The organism is Burkholderia sp. Ac-20353 (assembly GCF_017104785.1).
Classification (GTDB): domain Bacteria; phylum Pseudomonadota; class Gammaproteobacteria; order Burkholderiales; family Burkholderiaceae; genus Burkholderia.
Genome location: NZ_JAAGPL010000180.1, coordinates 1 through 17,747, shown reverse-complemented (window position 1 = coordinate 17,747; position 17,747 = coordinate 1). Strand labels below are relative to the sequence as shown.

Annotated in this window: 15 protein-coding genes and 2 tRNA genes; 8 read left to right on the top strand and 9 right to left on the bottom strand. The window is 65.5% G+C overall.

Going from position 1 to position 17,747, the window contains the following annotated elements; translation table 11 throughout:
* Position 1 precedes the first annotated feature (1 nt).
* From G3N94_RS32395 to G3N94_RS32380, 4 genes are all read right to left on the bottom strand, one after another.
* Positions 2-85, bottom strand: a tRNA-Leu gene (locus G3N94_RS32395).
* A gap of 170 nt (positions 86-255) precedes the next feature.
* Positions 256-1,413: an alkaline phosphatase family protein gene (locus G3N94_RS32390; RefSeq protein WP_205797598.1), complete on the bottom strand. Its 1,158-nt coding sequence runs from the start codon at positions 1,411-1,413 to the stop codon at positions 256-258.
* A 37-nt stretch (positions 1,414-1,450) separates the two neighbouring features.
* Positions 1,451-2,833, bottom strand: a complete 1,383-nt coding sequence (locus G3N94_RS32385; RefSeq protein ID WP_205797596.1) for an alkaline phosphatase family protein — start codon at positions 2,831-2,833, stop codon at positions 1,451-1,453.
* 621 nt (positions 2,834-3,454) lie between these two features.
* The gene (locus G3N94_RS32380; protein ID WP_205797594.1) at positions 3,455-3,973 is read right to left on the bottom strand and encodes an Hcp family type VI secretion system effector; all 519 of its coding nucleotides are present in this window, start codon (positions 3,971-3,973) and stop codon (positions 3,455-3,457) included.
* A 442-nt stretch (positions 3,974-4,415) separates the two neighbouring features.
* Here G3N94_RS32380 and G3N94_RS32375 point away from each other — a divergent pair, with 442 nt between their 5' ends.
* Together G3N94_RS32375 and G3N94_RS32370 are read left to right on the top strand one after the other, a co-directional pair.
* Positions 4,416-4,733 (top strand): hypothetical protein, encoded by a 318-nt coding sequence (locus tag G3N94_RS32375; RefSeq protein WP_205797592.1) that lies wholly within the window; start codon positions 4,416-4,418, stop codon positions 4,731-4,733.
* 82 nt (positions 4,734-4,815) lie between these two features.
* Entirely contained in the window at positions 4,816-5,316 is a 501-nt protein-coding gene (locus G3N94_RS32370; protein ID WP_205797590.1) for a hypothetical protein, read from the top strand.
* Positions 5,317-5,397: 81 nt separating this feature from the next.
* Here the strand turns inward: G3N94_RS32370 and G3N94_RS32365 are convergent.
* Positions 5,398-5,484 (bottom strand) — tRNA-Leu (locus tag G3N94_RS32365).
* Between the two features lie 244 nt (positions 5,485-5,728).
* On the opposite strand from G3N94_RS32365, the gene rnr reads away from it, so the two are divergent.
* Both rnr and rlmB read left to right on the top strand, forming a co-directional pair.
* Positions 5,729-8,185, top strand: coding sequence for a ribonuclease R (rnr, locus tag G3N94_RS32360; RefSeq protein WP_205797588.1), 2,457 nt, complete (start codon positions 5,729-5,731; stop codon positions 8,183-8,185).
* Positions 8,186-8,337: 152 nt separating this feature from the next.
* Complete coding sequence (rlmB, locus tag G3N94_RS32355) at positions 8,338-9,081, top strand: 23S rRNA (guanosine(2251)-2'-O)-methyltransferase RlmB (protein WP_205797586.1); 744 nt, start codon at positions 8,338-8,340, stop codon at positions 9,079-9,081.
* Positions 9,082-9,234: 153 nt separating this feature from the next.
* Here rlmB and G3N94_RS32350 read toward each other — a convergent pair whose 3' ends face one another.
* On the bottom strand, positions 9,235-10,920 hold the full coding sequence (locus G3N94_RS32350) for a long-chain-fatty-acid--CoA ligase (RefSeq protein ID WP_205797584.1): 1,686 nt from the start codon (positions 10,918-10,920) through the stop codon (positions 9,235-9,237).
* Between the two features lie 88 nt (positions 10,921-11,008).
* On the opposite strand from G3N94_RS32350, the gene G3N94_RS32345 reads away from it, so the two are divergent.
* The 4 genes from G3N94_RS32345 (at position 11,009) to G3N94_RS32330 (ending at position 14,785) form a co-directional block, all read left to right on the top strand.
* A complete protein-coding gene (locus tag G3N94_RS32345; RefSeq protein ID WP_205797582.1) occupies positions 11,009-11,884 on the top strand; it encodes an N-acetylmuramoyl-L-alanine amidase in 876 nt (291 codons plus the stop codon).
* Positions 11,885-11,980: 96 nt separating this feature from the next.
* Positions 11,981-12,676, top strand: a complete 696-nt coding sequence (gene rpiA / locus G3N94_RS32340; protein ID WP_205797580.1) for a ribose-5-phosphate isomerase RpiA — start codon at positions 11,981-11,983, stop codon at positions 12,674-12,676.
* A gap of 286 nt (positions 12,677-12,962) precedes the next feature.
* Complete coding sequence (locus tag G3N94_RS32335) at positions 12,963-13,679, top strand: FCD domain-containing protein (protein WP_205797578.1); 717 nt, start codon at positions 12,963-12,965, stop codon at positions 13,677-13,679.
* A gap of 119 nt (positions 13,680-13,798) precedes the next feature.
* Complete coding sequence (locus G3N94_RS32330; RefSeq protein WP_205797576.1) at positions 13,799-14,785, top strand: Gfo/Idh/MocA family oxidoreductase; 987 nt, start codon at positions 13,799-13,801, stop codon at positions 14,783-14,785.
* Positions 14,786-14,860: 75 nt separating this feature from the next.
* On the opposite strand, the gene G3N94_RS32325 is transcribed toward G3N94_RS32330, so the two are convergent.
* From G3N94_RS32325 to G3N94_RS32315, 3 genes are all read right to left on the bottom strand, one after another.
* Positions 14,861-15,553 carry an amino acid ABC transporter permease gene (locus tag G3N94_RS32325; RefSeq protein WP_205797574.1) on the bottom strand — a complete coding sequence of 231 codons (693 nt, stop codon included), beginning with the start codon at positions 15,551-15,553 and terminating at the stop codon, positions 14,861-14,863.
* A 121-nt stretch (positions 15,554-15,674) separates the two neighbouring features.
* Positions 15,675-16,469, bottom strand: a complete 795-nt coding sequence (locus tag G3N94_RS32320; protein WP_205797572.1) for a cystine ABC transporter substrate-binding protein — start codon at positions 16,467-16,469, stop codon at positions 15,675-15,677.
* Positions 16,470-16,568: 99 nt separating this feature from the next.
* Positions 16,569-17,606 carry a quinone-dependent dihydroorotate dehydrogenase gene (locus G3N94_RS32315; protein ID WP_205797570.1) on the bottom strand — a complete coding sequence of 346 codons (1,038 nt, stop codon included), beginning with the start codon at positions 17,604-17,606 and terminating at the stop codon, positions 16,569-16,571.
* Positions 17,607-17,747 lie beyond the last annotated feature (141 nt).

Sequence of the window (17,747 nt, the reverse complement as noted above, 5' to 3'; positions counted from 1 at the left end):
GTGCCCAGGAGAGGACTCGAACCTCCACGATGTTGCCACCGCTAGGACCTGAACCTAGTGCGTCTACCAATTCCGCCACCTGGGCACGTTTCGCTTGTTGCTGCATCGCGAAAGAACGCAATTATAGCGTGTCCGGAACGCCTGTCAACAGCTTTTTTGCGTCCGACCATCGCAAGCAAAAGCGCTCAGCCAGCGGACCCGCCAAAACGATCGGCCCGCCGCGTTCGTCGCGCCACATTTGCGGCGCGCGCCACCTCAATCCGACGTCGCATTGAACACGTCGCTGCCGAACGTCTGCAACCCGCTCGCATTCGCGAAACCGAGATGCGGCACGCCAAGCAGATCCTCGACACTGCGCAGCATCGCGTAGTGGTTGTACGGCGTGTTGCTGACCGTGCCGGGCCTGATTGCCGGCGACAGCAGCACCGCGCCGGTCCGGCCGCCACCCGGGCCGAGAATGCCGGGCAGCAGCGAATTCGGCCCCGGCGTCTCGCCACAGCACGCGGTGGTGTCGTTGGTGCCGGCCTCGTCGAACGTGATGACGATCAGGCCGTCCTGCTTGTAGGCAGGTGAATTCATGATCTTCGGAATCAGCGTCTGCAGGAACTGGTTGACCGATGCGAGGCCGCCCACGCTGCCGTCCGCGCATGGGCTGTCGTGCCCGTCGTGGCACAGGTTCGGCGTGATGAACGCGTAGCTCGGCGTCGTCGACACGCTCTGCAGGTCCGTGTCCAGCTGCGACAGGTTGACGACGTGGCTGCCGCAGCCCGCCGGATCGTCGATCACCGCGTGGAAGTACATGAACGGATCGTGGCGCACCGCATAGCTGTCCGCGGCCGTCGCCTTCTGAGTCGGGTCCTGCGCGTTAAGTGCCGGGTGTGCGCAGACGGTACCGCCGTCGCGCGCGGGATCGTTGCCCATGTCTTCCATGTAGCCCTTCCACACGAGGCCCGCGGCCTGCAGCTGGTTGCCGATCGTGAACACGTTGGGCGGCAGCACGCAGCCGAGGCCCGCGACCTGGCCGTTGCCGTCGAGCGCGGTGCTGCCGAGCCAGTCCGTGTAGACCTGGCAATCGGCCTGCGTCTGCGGATTCGGCGCCTGCCCGCTCACCATCGCAATGTAATTGTCGAGGCTGTTGTGGCCGATCCCGTAGTACTCGGTGAGCAGCGCGCCCTGCGCGGGCAGCGTGCGGGCGAGGTAGGGCGCGGCGGACGTCGGCCCGAAGGTCGTGTCGTAGCCTTCGTTCTCGAGCGCGACGACGAAGATGTGCTTCGGCAGTTTCGGCGCGTCCGAGCGGTCGCCGGCAAGCGCGCTGGCCGTGTTGGTCGCGTCCGGGCCGTTGCCGGAGCAGGCTGCGAGCAGCAGCGTGGCGAGCGCGAACAGGGCGCTCGCAATGATGGTGCGGAGATTCATGTTGGGGTTCTCGATGCGTGTCGGGGGCGACTGGGCGTTATGGTTTGGGGAAGCCGAGCGACGTAGCCAGCGTCGCGAGCTGGTCGATGCCGGGAATGCCGCTCGTGACGGCGCCTGTGCAGGCACCGCCGAACGGCCCGAGCGGCACGTCGAACAGCGGTCCGCTCGTGTCGAGCGGCGACGTGAAGTCGAGTGCGTACGCGAGGTTGTTCGTATCGCTCGCCGTGCTGCGCACGCCGAGCGGATCGAGCCCGAAGCGCCACATCAGGAACTGGTGGATCGAGCTCGGATCGAATGCGAGGCTGCTGACGGTACCGCGTTTCGCGCGCGGTCCGATCAGCACGAGCGGTACGCGAAAGCCGAGCAGGCCGTCGTTGCCGAGCTCGGATTCGGCGTACGAGATCGGGCGCTTGAACGGCGGCACGTGGTCGAAGAAACCACCCCATTCGTCGTAGGTCACGATCAGCAGCGTGCGGCTCCATGCCGGGCTCGTGCGGACTGCGGAGTAGACCGTGTTGAGGAAGGCCTGGCCGTTGCGGATGTCGGACACCGGGTGGTCGTCGCCGGACAGGCCCTGTGATTCGCCGGCGAAACGCGGATCGATCATCGAGAACGCGGGCAGCGCGCCCGCGGCCGCTTCCGCGAGAAACGCCGCGAACGGCTGCGAATTGCCGAGGTTGCGCGCGCCGTACAGTGCGGTGAACGGCACGTCGCTGTAGTAGTACGTCGACGGAATGCCCTTCGCGTTGAAGCGGTCGAAGATCGTCGGCAACTGGCAGATCGTCGAATCGTTGACGAGGCGGTCCGTTTCGCCGGACATCAGATAGAGGCGGTTCGGGTAGGTCTCCGCGAGAATCCCGCAGTGGTAGCTGTCGCAGATCGTCCAGTTCTGCGCACAGCCGGCGAAGAACGGCAGGTCGGCGGCCGTGTAGTAGCCAATCGGGAACAGGTCGCCTTGCGTCTTGTTGGTGTCAGGCGTCATCAGCCAGCCGTCCATCTTGCCGCCGTCGAGCTGGATGCGTCCGCCGTCGTAGCTGTGGTCCGGATCGGCCTTGCTGCATGCCTGGTAGCCATAGCCGGGGGTCGTCGCGAGCGCAAACGTGCTTTGCGTCTGGCCGAACGCATTCTTGAACTGCAGACCGGCCTGACGGCCGTTGGCGCCCGGCACCCAGCCGAGGTAATGGTCGAACGAGCGGTTTTCCATCACGACGAGCACGACATGGTCGATGCCGGTCGCGGACGGTACCGGCAATGCGGGACGTGCGGCGCTTTGCGCGGCGAGGGCGCTCGCGGTGCCGGCGACGCCGCTGCTGTCGCTGGTTCCGCCGCACGCGCCGAGCGTGGCGGTGGCAGTGAGTGCGACGCCGCCTTGCAGCAGGCGTCGGCGATGTTGGCTGAATGGGCGGTTGAAGCGTGACACGTTTATTCTCCGGGCGGCCAGTGGGTCGATGAAAGCAGGGTTGGCGCGCAATCGGGCCGGAGTATCGGCAGCGTTTGTGACGGACGGATGTAGGGCATTCGTCGGTGGAATCGGCTGTCGTTTGCGGATTGCCGTGTATGTCTGGATGCGGTGTAAGGCTGGGCAGTGAAGTGGCGCGGGGATGCGGCGGGGGTGTAAGCGATGGTGCTTAGGATTGAAATTGATTTGGGATGCAGATGAAAGCGAAATGTCGCGTTAGAGTGATTGACCGAATTTATTGCGGTCGAGGGTGCTTGACATCGGTGTGAAGGTAGAGGCTTGCGGCGGATGTGTCGCGGGTTGCCGGCGGTATGTCGCGGATGCGGTCGGCGTAGCTGCCGCAGAAAATCGACGGGCGGCTGGTCGCCGCGAATGATGTGGTCGAAAGCGCGGAAGTGATGTCGAGCGCCGACCCGCTTCGCGCGATGCTTGCGCGGGACACATCGCATTTTGACAACACTTTGAATTGTCTCGGCGCAGCGCCGAGTAGAACACTTCGTGCAGATCCACTGCGCGTGGCACGGTCTTCCTGCACGTGCTCCAGCGCGGCCAGCGAAACTCGCTGGCCGCGCAACAGCCTAGTTAGGCTTCCTGCGGCTTGCGCCAGTCGTCGGAGGCTTCGGTGCCAGCAATGGCATGGGTCCAGGTGATCTTGCGGTACGCCATGGCGACCTTGATCAACTGGGTGTACTCGGCCTTGCTCGGGTCCTGCGCGTGCGGCAGCGCGGCGTTGATGTTGACGATGGTGGCGTCTTCGAGCTTGGTGGTGAAGAAATGCTCTTGCTTGCCCTCAGTAGAGGTGCGGTACCACTTCACTTCCACTTCGGGGAGCATCTCGCCAGAGGCCAGCGCTTGGTACAGCAGCGGGGTAGCCTTGTTCAGCGGCGCGGTGAAGGTGAACGGCCGATGCACGCGCTGGCCGGAGGGCTGGCCGCTCTGCGGATCGGTCGGCGTGGCGATCAGGTGCTCGATCTCCTGGACGAGGATCTGGTCTTCATGACCTTCCTGATAGACGTTGCCGACCGAGTCGGCGGTGAAGGCACCCTGAGTGATGTTGCCTTGGGTCTTGCCCTGGATGCTGATGTAGGCGGGTGTTGGCATTGCTGTACTCCACGTTGTGATGGGCCCCCATGGCCCGATGCGCCATCGGTGATGACATCAGCCTTAACGCAATCGCTGTGCCAGGTGCTTGGATACCCAATAAAACGCTTAAATATCAATGCGTTGATTGATTTTGGATGACATTGAATTGTTCTGCGGGAGCGCTATGCAGGCCTAATTCTTCTACTCACGAGCCACAAATGGCTCGATTTGACGTAAGTATTTGAAATTAAATTGGAAATTAGCGGGTCATATTTGGCCTGCCGGGCCACTTGTGACCCGCCATCGTGTTCGGAGTCCGAATGAGAGCATCCGGAACGGATGTTGTCAGGTCCGAACTCCATGCATGTGTCGTCCCCACGGTCAACGCATCAGTCATAGTCTGACGCCGCAGCACGGTGAAGTCCGGCCCTGTTGCGGCACCCGCGAGTCTCGTCCAAGCGTGGCCGACGACGCCCGGGTCGGTGTGAACCTGATGACACTCGGGGGGCAACTGCCGCTCGTCGAGGCGACCAAGCGGGACGCTGTTGCCGTGGCCTGGAACCCGCGCTACGTACTGGTCAAGCTAGACAGGACTCTGTTGCTCTATGACCGCCGGCAGCATGCATGGGTATGGTTGAAGCTGCCGGGCAACGCGCTGCTCCAACGCGACTCCAGATCTGTCTGGGTGTTCGGGCAGGATGGTCGTAGCCTCTATGAATATGAGCGACTTCTTTTCGAACCTCCGGCGTTCTATCGCTGGGAAATGATCGATCCGTGATTCTGATTGGCGAGGGATCCCATGGGAGCTATCGGGTAGGCGATGCGCCGGTCTTTCCCTGCGGTATTTGACGAGGGTTGACATGACGAAACGTACGATGCCGTGGACGCTGGCGGCAAAAGATCTGTGGAAGGACTTGCCATTCTTCGGTGGTGTTGGATTCGTCTGCGCACTGATACAGTGGGTCGGTTATCGCCATTTCGATAAGGCCAATGTGGGAAGCGAACTGCTGCAGGAACACATTGCCTACTATTCGCTCGGGCTACTCATCATCCTGCTCTGGCCACTCAAAGCGATCGTCTGGTGGTTCGGTACGAAGCGTGAATGTCCAGGCGCGGAGCAGTTCGTCGCTCACCTGGCCGCACGCGCAGTCGCGTTCGCGTCGGTAGCAACTGCCGTTCTCGTGGGATTTGCGGGAGGGGCCGCTGCCGTTGGCAAGTGGGGCTCCGCCAGCCAGTTTCTGTACATTTCCCTTTATTTCGCCGCTCTTGCGGAAATTGCCGCCAATCGGTCCGTGCTGGGGGATTCCCGAATGTATCTCCCTGCCATCGGTGTCGTGGTGGGTATCACGCTGAGTGCGTGAGGAGCGTGACGTTGCAGGCGCTTAGCTTCCCGGGCCAGAAATGAAAAAAGGCCGGCATAAAGCCGACCTTTTCAAAACAGATGGTGCCCAGGAGAGGACTCGAACCTCCACGGTGTTGCCACCGCTAGGACCTGAACCTAGTGCGTCTACCAATTCCGCCACCTGGGCACGTTTCGCTTGTTGCTGCATCGCGAAAGAACGCAATTATAGCGCCCCATTTATTCGTGTCAACACTTTTTTGCGATGCCTCGATCCGCGCCGGGCAGTCGGCGAACGTCGCGCGTCCTCGTCAATGGCGACACGGCCGGATGATAGAATGGCCGCCAACAATATGGACATGCCTGGATCGGCATGCTTGTATTGATGCCGCGCACCATCAGCCAACGCAACGAGAAAAACCATCGACAAGCCCTTGAGCAAATATCCGTACCCCATTCCGAGCCGCGAAGAGATTCTCGGCGTGCTGCGTACGAGCGACGCGCCTCTCGCCGCGAACGACATCGCCGAGGCGCTGTCGATCAAGCGCCAGGAGCGTGAAGGGTTCTTCCGGCGTGTCGCCGCGATGGAGCGCGACGGCCAGATCCGGCTCGACAAACGCGGCCATTACCAGCTGACCCATCCGTCCAACTTCGTCGCCGGGCGCGTGCAGGGCCATCGCGACGGCTACGGGTTCGTGATTCGTGACGACGGCCAGGACGACCTGTTTTTGCCGAACGGCGAAATGCAGAAGGTGATGCACAACGATCGCGTGCTCGCGCGGATCGTCGGCTACGATCGCCGCGGCCGGCCGGAAGGGCACGTCGTCGAGGTCACCGACCGCGCGAACAAGCGCGTGATCGGCCGCCTGCTGAACGAGAACGGCGCATTGATCGTCGCGCCCGAAGACAAGCGCATCGGCCACGACATCCTGATCACGCAGAACGCGAAGAAGGCGAAGGTCGGCCAGGTCGTCGTCGTCGAACTGACCGATTTCCCGAGCCGCCATTCGCAGCCGCTCGGCCGCGTGGTCGAGGTGCTCGGCGACATCGACGATCCGGGCATGGAGATCGAGATCGCGGTGCGCAAGTACGGCGTGCCCCATGAATTCAGCCAGCCGGCGCTCGACGATGCAGCCGCGTTGCCCGACAAGGTGCGGCCGGCCGACCTGCGGTTCCGCGTCGACCTGCGCGACGTGCCGCTCGTCACGATCGACGGCGAGGACGCGCGCGACTTCGACGATGCGGTGTATTGCGAGCCGGTGAAGGTCGGCCGCGGCGACGGCTTCCGGCTGATCGTCGCGATTGCCGACGTTTCGCACTACGTGCAGCCGGGCAGCGGGCTCGATGGCGACGCGGTCGAGCGCAGCACGTCGGTGTATTTCCCGCGCCGCGTGATCCCGATGCTGCCGGAGAAACTGTCGAACGGGCTGTGCTCGCTGAACCCGCAGGTCGATCGTTGCGTGCTCGCGTGCGACATCGTGATCACCGCGCGCGGCGAGATCAAGGCCTACCAGTTCTACCCGGCCGTGATCCATTCGGCCGCGCGCCTCACGTACACGGAAGTCGCGGCGGTGCTCGCGAACACGAAGGGGCCGGAGGCCGCGCGCCGCGCCGAGCTGCTGCCGCACCTGCAGAACCTGTACGGCGTCTACAAGGCGCTGTTCGCCGCGCGACAGAAGCGCGGCGCGATCGATTTCGACACGACCGAGACGTACATCGTCTGCAACGCGCAAGGCAAGATCGAGCAGATCCTGCCGCGCCAGCGCAACGACGCACACCGGCTGATCGAGGAATGCATGCTGGCCGCGAACGTCTGCGCGGCCGACTTCCTGAAGCGCAACAAGCATCCGGGCCTGTACCGCGTGCACGCGGGCCCGACCGCGGAAAAGCTCGAGAACCTGCGCACGTTCCTGCGCGGGATGGGCCTGACGCTCGGCGGCGGCGACACGCCGCACGCGAGCGACTACGCGGCGCTGATGGCGCACATCCGCGACCGTCCCGACGCGCAGATGCTGCAGCCGATGCTGCTGCGCTCGATGCAGCAGGCCGTCTACAGCCCGGACAACATCGGCCACTTCGGTCTCGCGTACGAGGCATACGCACACTTCACGAGCCCGATCCGCCGCTACCCGGACCTGCTCACGCACCGCGCGATCTACGCGATCCTGTCCGGCAAGAAGTACGTGCCGAAGGCGCCGGACGGCGTGGAGCTGAACACCGCGCTGTCGCCGCGCGCCCGCGCGATGCAGCAGGCCGACGACGAAGCGCGCAGCCGCTCGCGGTCGAACACCGCGATCTGGGAAGAGCTCGGGCTGCACTGCTCGGCGAACGAGCGGCGCGCAGACGAAGCATCGCGCGACGTCGAGGCGTGGCTCAAGTGCTACTTCATGCGCGACAAGCTCGGCGAGGAGTACGGCGGGATGGTGAACGGCGTCACGTCGTTCGGCATCTTCGTGCAGCTCGACACGCTGTTCATCGAAGGCCTCGTGCATGTGACGGAGCTCGGCTCGGACTACTTCCAGTACGACGAGATCAAGAACGAGCTGCGCGGCGAACGCACGGGGATCCGCTACCGCCTGTCGGATCGTGTACGCGTGCAGGTGAGCCGCGTCGACCTCGATGCGCGCAAGATCGATTTCCGGCTCGTGCGCGACACGCCGGTGAAGGCGCCGCGCCCGACGGCGGTGCAGGCCGCGCCGAGCGCCGAGCGCGGTGGTCCTCGCGTGCGTGCGCTGCCGCCGTCCGACGAGCCGGCGGTGCGCCGCAAGAAGGCCGCAAGCGCGCCGAGCGCCGAGGTCAAGGAAGCACACGCCGCGCGGGCCGCGGCCAAGAAGAAGGGCGCGCCGGCGAAGCCGGCCGCGAAGAAGGCGCGCGCCCGCAAGAAGTACTGAGCATCGGGGGCGGCGTGCATGCGCCGTACCCCGTCCGTATCGAGAGACGCCGCGTTGCTGCCTATCGGCCAGAAGCGCGGCGCTTTCCGTTTCCATGGTTGGCGGCCGCCTGTCCAGTGCGGCCGCCCGTTTGATCGAAGGTTGTTCCAGTCATGTCACGTCTGAAGGTTCTTTACGGTTTTCATGCGGTGACCGCACGCTTGCGGCACGATGCGTCGACGGTTGCGGAGGTGCTGTACGACCAGACGCGCCGCGACCGCCGCATGCAGGATTTCCTGCACACCGCGAAGGAAGCGGGCGTGCGGCTGATCGCGGCCGACGAGACGCGTCTCTGGGGGCTCGCGCACACCGAGCGCCACCAGGGCATCGTCGCGCGCGTCGAGGACGTTCCGCTCGCGCAGAACCTGTCCGAGCTGCTCGACGGCATCCAGGGCCCGGCGCTGCTGCTGGTGCTCGACGGCGTCACCGATCCGCACAACCTCGGCGCGTGCCTGCGCGTCGCCGATGCGGCCGGCGCGCATGCGGTGATCGCACCGCGTGACCGCGCGGTGGGCCTGAACGCGACCGCGGCGAAGGTCGCGAGCGGCGCGGCCGACACGGTGCCGTACATCACGGTCACGAACCTCGCCCGCGCACTGCGCGAGCTGAAGGAGGCGGGCGTGTGGATCATCGGCACGTCGGACGAAGCGTCGGCGACGCTCTACGACACGAAGCTCGACGGTCCGGTCGCGCTCGTGATGGGCGCGGAAGGCGAGGGCATGCGCCGGCTCACGCGCGATACCTGCGACGAAGTGATGAGCATTCCGATGGCCGGCAGCGTCGAGAGCCTGAACGTGTCCGTCGCGTCGGGCGTGTGCCTGTACGAAGCGGTGCGGCAGCGGCGCGTGAAGGCATGACGTACTGACGCCTTTGCGTCGACCGCAGGTCGACGCGCCGGAACGCGAGCCAGAACGTGATCCAGAAGCGGGCGGCATCGGCAACGATGCCGCCCTTTGTCATGGTCGTCCGGAATGACTGGCTCGCGTCCGGAGTCGACCCCTGCGCGAAAACTACGCAGCCCGCCCGTGCTCGTCCCGCAGCTCTCGCCGCAGGATCTTGCCGATGTTCGACTTCGGCAGGCTGTCGCGGAACTCGATGTATTTCGGCTTCTTGTAGCCGGTGAACTCCTTTTTGCAGTAGGCCATCAATGCGTCGGTCGTGAGCGCGGGATCGCGGCGCACGACGTACAGCTTCACGGCCTCGCCCGAATTCGGGTCCGGCACGCCGACGCACGCGCATTCGACGACACCCGGATGGGCCGCGACGACGCTTTCGATCTCGTTCGGATACACGTTGAAACCCGATACGAGGATCATGTCCTTCTTCCGGTCGACGATGCGCACGTAGCCGCGTTCGTCCATCACGCCGACGTCGCCCGTCTTGAAGAAGCCGTCCTGCGTCATGACCCTCGCCGTCTCGTCCGGGCGGTTCCAGTAGCCAGCCATCACCTGCGGGCCGCGGACCGCAATCTCGCCGGGCTGACCCTGCGGCACAGGTTCGTCGTTTTCGCCGAGAAGGGCGATGTCCGTCGACGGCACGGGCAGGCCGATCGTGCCCGTGAACGCGGCGAGCGTTGTGGGATTCAGCGTCACGGTCGGCGACGTCTCGGACAGCCCGTAGCCTTCGAGGATCGGGCAGCCGGTCGTCTTCGCCCAACGCGCGCTGACGACTTCCTGCACGGCCATGCCGCCGCCGAGCGTGATCCGCAACCCCGAGAAATCGAGTGCCGCGAAACCCGGATGATTGAGCAGCGCGTTGAACAGCGTGTTGACGCCCGGGAAGAAATTCACGCGATGCTGCGACAGTTCCTTCACGAATCCCGTAACGTCGCGCGGGTTCGGAATCAGCACGTTCATCGCTCCCCAACGCGCGCCCATCAGCATGCATGCGTTGAGCGCGAGGATGTGATAGAGGGGCAGCGCGCAGACGGTCACGAGCGCATCGATCGGCGGATCCTGGCGCAACGCCGGCTGGCTCCATGCGTCGTTCTGCAGAATGTTCGCGATCACGTTGCGGTGCGTGAGCATCGCGCCTTTCGAGATGCCCGTCGTGCCGCCCGTGTATTGCAGGAACGCGATGTCGCGGTGATCGAGTGCGGCAGGACGAAACGTGTGCTTCGCGCCTTCGCGAAGGGCCGCGCGGAACGGCGTCGCGCCCGGCAGCCGGTAGGCCGGCACGAGCTTCTTCACGCGGCGTGCGACGAAATTGACGACCGTGCCCCGCACCACGCCGAGCAGGTCGCCGAGCGACGCGACGACGACATGCTTCACCGAGGTTCGTTCGATCACCTGCTGCAGCGTCGTCGCGAAGTTCTCGAGCACGACGATCGCTTCGGCGCCCGAATCGTGCAGCTGGTGTTCGAGCTCGCGCGGCGTATAGAGCGGATTCACGTTGACGACCGTATAGCCCGCGCGCAGCGCGGCGGCGACGGTGACCGGATACTGCAGCACGTTCGGCATCATCACCGCGATGCGCGCGCCTTTCGGCAAACCCTGCTGCTGGAACCACGCGCCGAGGCTGCGCGAATGCGCATCGAGTTCCGCATAGGTCATCGTGCGTCCCATGCACGCGTATGCGTTGCGTGCGGCGAACATCGCGAACGATTCGTCGAGCAGATGGGCGAGCGACCGGTAGCGGTCGGGATCGACGGTTTCCGGTACGCCGTCGGGATAAGCATTCAGCCAGATTCTTTCCATTATGGTTCTCTCAGTGTCGCGGCTCTCACGCGCATCATTTTAGAATGGCGGGGCGGCACGGCCGCACAACCCGTCCGGATATCGATCGATGAGCCTGTTCTATCGCGGCGCACTATGCGCCGGCCTGTGCCTGCTGGCCGCGTGCACGTCCCCTTCGCTCGTCGGGCGGGGCACCTACTATGCCGACACGAGCCATCGCGCACAGGGTGCCGACTCGCGGATCCGCTTTCTCGTGATGCACTACACCGAAAGCGGCGAAGCGCAATCACTGCGCACGCTGACGGGCGACGCGGTCAGCGCGCATTACCTCGTGCCGGCGCAGCCGCCGATCGAATGGGGCAAGCCGGTCGTCTACCAGCTCGTGCCGGAAGCGCAGCGCGCGTGGCATGCGGGCGTCAGTTCGTGGCAGGGCACGACGGAGCTGAATGCGGCGTCGATCGGTATCGAGAACGTCAACGGCGGCCCGACCGACACGCCGCAGGGCCGTACCTGTCAGCCGTATCCGCAGGAGCAGGTCGACGCGCTGATCCGCCTGTCGAAGCACATCGTCGCGCGTTACCAGATCCCGCCGACGCGCATCGTCGGGCACAGCGACATCGCTCCGCAACGCAAGATCGATCCGGGGCCGCTGTTTCCGTGGCGTGCGCTCGCGCAGGCCGGCGTCGGCGCGTGGCCCGACGACGCGACGGTCGCTGCGCGCGTCGCCGGACGCGATCCGCACGCGAGCGTCGACGTGCGCGCGCTGCAGCTCAAGCTCGCGCGCTACGGCTACGACGTGCCGACGGACGGCACGCTCGACGCGCGCACGCGCCGTGTGTTCGCGGCCTTCCAGATGCATTTCCGGCCGTCCGACTGCGCGGGCAATCCGGACGCGGAAACCGATGCGATCGCGCAGGCACTGCTCGACAAGTACTTCCCCGGACAGGCACCGGCGGCTGATGGGACAGCCGCCGGCGCGCCGTGAGCATGCCGCGGCCGCGTCGGATGCCGGAAACGCGCTGATGGTCGCCCGACTCCGGTAAACTGTCGGTTTTCCGCAATCGCACAGCATCACCCTCCCATGACTCAAGACGAACTCAAACGCCTCGTCGGCCAGGCGGCGGCCGATTACGTGATCCAGAACGTGCCGGAAGGCGCGGTGATCGGCGTCGGCACCGGCTCGACCGCCAACTGCTTCATCGACGCGCTCGCCGCCGTCAAGTCGCGCTATCGCGGCGCGGTGTCCAGCTCGATCGCAACGACCGAACGCCTGAAGTCGCACGGCATCACGGTGTTCGACCTGAACGACGTCGAGTCGCTGCAGGTGTACGTCGACGGCGCGGACGAGATCGACGCGAGCGGCGCAATGATCAAGGGTGGCGGCGGTGCGCTGACGCGCGAGAAGATCGTCGCGTCGGTGGCCGACACGTTCGTCTGCATCGCGGACGCGAGCAAGCGCGTGCCGGTGCTCGGCGCATTCCCGCTGCCGATCGAAGTGGTGCCGATGGCGCGCACCGCGATCGGCCGCCGGGTGACGGCGGCGGGTGGCGTGCCGGTGCTGCGCGTGACGAAGGACGGCGCGCCGTACATCACCGACAACGGCAACGAGATCATCGACGTGAAGGGGCTGCAGATCGCCGATCCGCGCGGCTTCGAGGCGCAGGTGAACGCATGGCCGGGCGTCGTGACGGTCGGCCTGTTCGCGCAGCGTGGCGCGAACCTGTGCCTGCTCGGCACGGAGAGCGGCGTCGAGACGATCGTTTATCCGGCCCACTGAAAGAATTGAAAAGCAGTGCTGCGTAATGCTCGGTGGCACAGCGGCATTGCGGCACTGCAGGTCCGAATCTCATGGATCTCGGCCCGGCAAGCGCAAAGCGCTTGCCGGGCTTTTTTTGAAGCGTCATGAATCCCCTGTAGAAAGAAGAGGGATAACCCTGTCAGGTGTTTACCAGATAGCGGAATGGGCCCGAAACTCATCAACTTATAGATCATAAGAACAGTCGTAACCAGGGCCGGCGGAACTGCGGAGCAGGTATTCGCAAATAGACGCACGGGGAGGTGTCATGGAGCAGGGCAAAGACCGGTCACTGGTCGCGAAAGTGATGGATGGACTCGTCGCAGGCATCGTCGAGGACAAGTACGGTGGCATCCTGCCGCCGCAGGATGTGCTGTCGAAGGAGTTCGACGTGAGCCGCACGGTGATGCGCGAAGCATTGTCGATGTTGCTTGCGCGCGACATGCTCGACGTCCGTCCGAAGGTCGGCACGCGAGTGCGGCCGATGCGCGACTGGCGCATGATCGACGAAGACGTCGTGAGCTGGCGGTTCCGGGCGAAACCCGACCCGCAGTTCATGCGCGACGTGATCGAATTCCGGATGCTGATCGAGCCGCGCGCGACCGCGCAGGCGGCGTTGCGCGCGAGCGCCGCGGACGTCGCGGGCATCCGCGAAGCGTTCGAGGCATTCAAGGGGCTGCAGCCGGGCGATACGGGCTACGATGCGGCCGACGAGCTGCTGCATACACGGATCGTGCATGCGAGCGGCAATCAGTTTTTCCAGCAGATGGCGGCGATCGTGCGCGGCGCGGTAAGGCTCGTGAACCCGCGCGTCGTGCAGAAGGAAGGCGCGCACGAGGTCGCGGTCAACGCGCATGCGCGCGTCGTCGAGGCGATCGAACGCCGCGATCCGCGCGAGGCCGAGGCCGCCTCGCTCGCGCTGATCAACTACAGCTCCGACGAGATTTCCCGGGATTTCTCCGTCGACGTGCCGATGCGTGCCTGATCGCGGCTGATCGCGCGCGGTCCGCTCGTCGGTTCATCCGGTCACCGGCTTGCCGTTTATCATGACGGCCGGCCGGCGTAGTGTCGGCCATCGTCACCACCCCGACACGGATGATCCGGATGAACGACCTCGAAACACGGCCGGTGCGCTTCGGCATCGTCGGCGCGGGCAGCATTGCGCGCCGCTTCGCGCAGAGTCTCGCGCATGTGCCCGGTGCCACGCTCGCGGGCGTCTGGGCGCGACGCGCGGACGCTGCGGCGGCGTTCTGCGCCGACCACGGCGGCATGCCATTCGCCGCGCTCGACGCGCTGCTCGCGAGCGACATCGACGCGATCTACATCGCGACGCTTCATGACAGTCACGCGGCATTCACACTGGCGGCGCTCGCGGCCGGCAAGGCCGTGCTGTGCGAAAAACCCGCGACGCTCAATGCCGCGCAGCTCGAGACCGTGCTGCGCGCCGCGCGCGACGCCGGCCGGCTGTTCATGGAGGCCATGAAGCCGCCGTTCTATCCGCTGTACCGGAAGCTACGCGCGCACCTGCGCGACGATCCGATCGGCGAGATCCGGCTCGTGCGGGCCGGCTGCGCGTCGTCGGGCGTGCCCGCCGACCATCCGGTGTATCGCCTGGAACAGGCGGGCGGCGCGCTGCTCGACATCGGTATCTACGAGACGTTTCTCGCGGTCGACTGGCTCGGCGCGCCGCTCGACGTGCAGACGCTCGGCCGCGTCGGCGCGACGGGCGTCGACGTGTTCTCGAGCCTGAACAGCCGCCACGCGGACGGCGGCATCGCGCAGCTTTTCTGCGGGCTCGACGTGATGGGGCGGGGCGACGCGCTGCTCGCCGCGGCGGGCGGGCACGTGACGATACACGAGAAGTGGTGGAACCCCGCGCGCGCGACGATCTGTTATGCGGACGGGCGCGTGGTCGAGCTCGACGAGCCGTTCGACGGCGGCGGCCTCAACTACGAGACCGCGCATTTCTGCGAGCTGCTGCGCGCGGGCGCAGTCGAAAGCCCGGTGATGACGCACGATCATTCGCGGCGGATGATCGCGATGACGGATGCCGCGCGTGCGGCGCTCGGCGTGCGTTATCCGGGGGAATGAAGCGGGTCGGCCGAGTCGCGGCTGCCGGTCGATACCCGATACCGGGCTGCGCGCCGCAACCCGGCACCGGATGCGTCAGTGTCGTGCCGGCAGCGATAGCCGCTTCTCGTACCAGCGCTGCACCCATTCGAGGACCTGGCACAGCACCCAGTACACAGCCGCCGCAGCGAGATACAGCGGCAACGGCTGGTAGGTCGATGCGATCATTTCCTGCGCACTGCGCAACAGCTCGGTCACGGTGATCACCGACACGAGCGACGTGTCCTTGATCAGGCTGATCAGGCTGTTCGACAGGCTCGGCACCGCGATACGCAGCGCCTGCGGGCCGATCACGTAGCGCAGCGTCTGCCCCCACGACAACCCGAGGCTGTACGACGCCAGCCACTGGCCGCGGTGGATGCCGTTGATCGCGCCGCGCATGCTTTCGGACATGTAAGCCGCGACGTTCGCGGACAGCGCGATGACGCCCGCAGGCGTCGGGTCTAGCGAAATGCCGAGGCTCGGCAGGCCGTAATAGATGACGAAGATCTGGACGAGCAGCGGCGTGCCGCGCATGACGCTGACGTACGCGCGCGCGAGCGCCGCGAGCGCGTTCACGACGAAGCGCTCGAAGCCTTCGAGCCCGTCGTTCTGCCGGATCCCCATCATGGCCAGCGCGACGGCGCCGACGAGGCCGAACACCATCGACAGGACAGCGAACTTGACGGTCAGCACGGCGCCCTGGGCGAGTACCGGCAACGATTGGACGAGCAGGGAAGTGGTCGACATGAAGTACGAATCGGATGCGTGCGCGAAAGCGCAATCATAAACCGGACGAATAAAACAAAGGGCGGCATCGTTACGGATGCCGCCCTTTCCGGCCCGCGCTCGGCGGGCGATGCTGGCGTGCTTACTTGAGCGGTTTCGTCACGTCGATGCCGAACCACTTGTCCGAGATCTTCGTGAAGGTGCCGTCGGCCTCGAGTTGCGTCATCGCGTCGTCGATCGCCTTCTGGAACTTCGGATTGCCCTTCTTGAACGGAATGCCCGACGGGTTCGCCGAGCCGACGTTCGCGCCCGGGCGCAGCGGCAGCTGCGCGTTCTTCGTCAGGTAAGCGAGCATCAGGCGATCGTTGAGCGCCGCGTCGAGACGGCCGGCCGCGAGATCGCGCAGGTATTCAGGGGCGCCCGGATAGGTCTTCACGTCGATGCCCGGCACCGACTTCGCCATGTCCATGTAGTTCGTGCCGAGCGCGACGCCGAGCTTCTTGCCCTTCAGGTCGTCGAGCGACTTGAACTCGCGCGTGTCGTCCTTGCGCTGGATCAGCTGCGCGGACGAGTACGTGTACGCCGGCGAGAAGTCGAGCGTTTCCTTGCGCTTGTCGGTGATACCGACCTGGTTCACGATCACGTCGAACTTGCTTGCCTGCAGGCCGGCGATGATGCCGCTCCATTCGGTCGTGACGAATTCGGGTTTCACGCCGAGCTTGGCCGCGATGGCTTTCGCGATATCGACGTCGAAGCCGACCAGGTCGCCCTGCGGGCTCTTCGAATTGAACGGCGGGAACGTGCCCTCGAGGCCGATCCGCAGCGTGCCGCGTTGCTTCACCTGGTCGAGCAGGTCGGCCGCGTGCGCGGTTGCGGCGGCGAACGATGCGCCGATCACCCCGGCGACCAGCAGTTTCTTCAGCAGCGTAGTTTTCATTGTGTGTTTCCTTGCCCGGTCCGGGCCAACGATTCCGAATTCGGGCCGATAATAGCAAAAACGCAATCGACCTCTAAATATCGTTTGTTTATTCCTATATTACGATGCGCGCTGGCGGGCGACGGCCTTCACGCATTCGGCGACGAGGGCCGGGCCGCGGTAGATGAATCCCGTGTACAGCTGGACGAGCGACGCGCCGGCCGCGAGCTTCGCCTGTGCATCCTCGCCGGAGAAGATGCCGCCGACGCCGATGATCGGCACCGCGCTGCCGACTTCGGCGTGCAGCTTGCGGATCACCTCGTTCGATGCCTCGAACACCGGCCGTCCGGACAGGCCGCCGGCCTCGTCCGCATGCGGCAGGCCCTGCACCGCGGCGCGCGACAGCGTCGTGTTGGTCGCGATCACCGCTTCGATCTTGTGGCGCAGCAACGTGTTGGCGATTTCCTTGACCTGCTCGTCGTCGAGGTCCGGTGCGATCTTCAGCGCGAGCGGCACGAGCTTGCCGTGCAGGTCGGCGAGACGCTGCTGCTTGTCCTTCAGCGCCGCGAGCAGCGCGTCGAGCTCGCCCGCGCCCTGCAGCTGGCGCAGGTTCTTCGTGTTCGGCGACGAGATGTTGATCGTCACGTAGCTCGCGAACGGATAGACGCGCTCGAGGCAATACAGGTAATCGTCGGCGGCGCGCTCGATCGGCGTGTCGGCATTCTTGCCGATGTTCAGGCCGAGGATGCCGCGGTAGCGGGCGGCCTGGACGTTCTTCACGAACTGGTCGACGCCGCTGTTGTTGAAGCCCATCCGGTTGATCAGCGCGTCGGCCTGTGGCAGCCGGAACATGCGCGGGCGCGGGTTGCCGGGCTGCGGGCGCGGCGTGACGGTGCCGACCTCGATGAAGCCGAAGCCGAGCGCCGCGAGGCCGTCGATCGCCGCGCCGTCCTTGTCGAGACCGGCTGCGAGGCCGACCGGGTTGCGAAACGTGAGCCCCATCACGGTGCGCGGCGCGTCGGGCACGCGGGCCGACAGCGCGCAGGCGAGGCCTGTACGGCCGGCCGCGCCGAGTGCGCGCAGCGTGAGGTGGTGAGCGTCTTCCGCATCCATCTTGAACAGGGATGCGCGGGCGAGCGGATAGAGGGAACTGAACACGGCGAGTGGGCGGACAGCCAGAATGATGACAACCCGCTATTTTACCGGGAGTTGCGCGGCAGAGGCTCGCTTCGCTTTGAGCGCGGGGCGCCGGGTGGGCAGCCCGGGCAGGCCGGGGGCGTGGCCGGGTCGTGCCGGTTT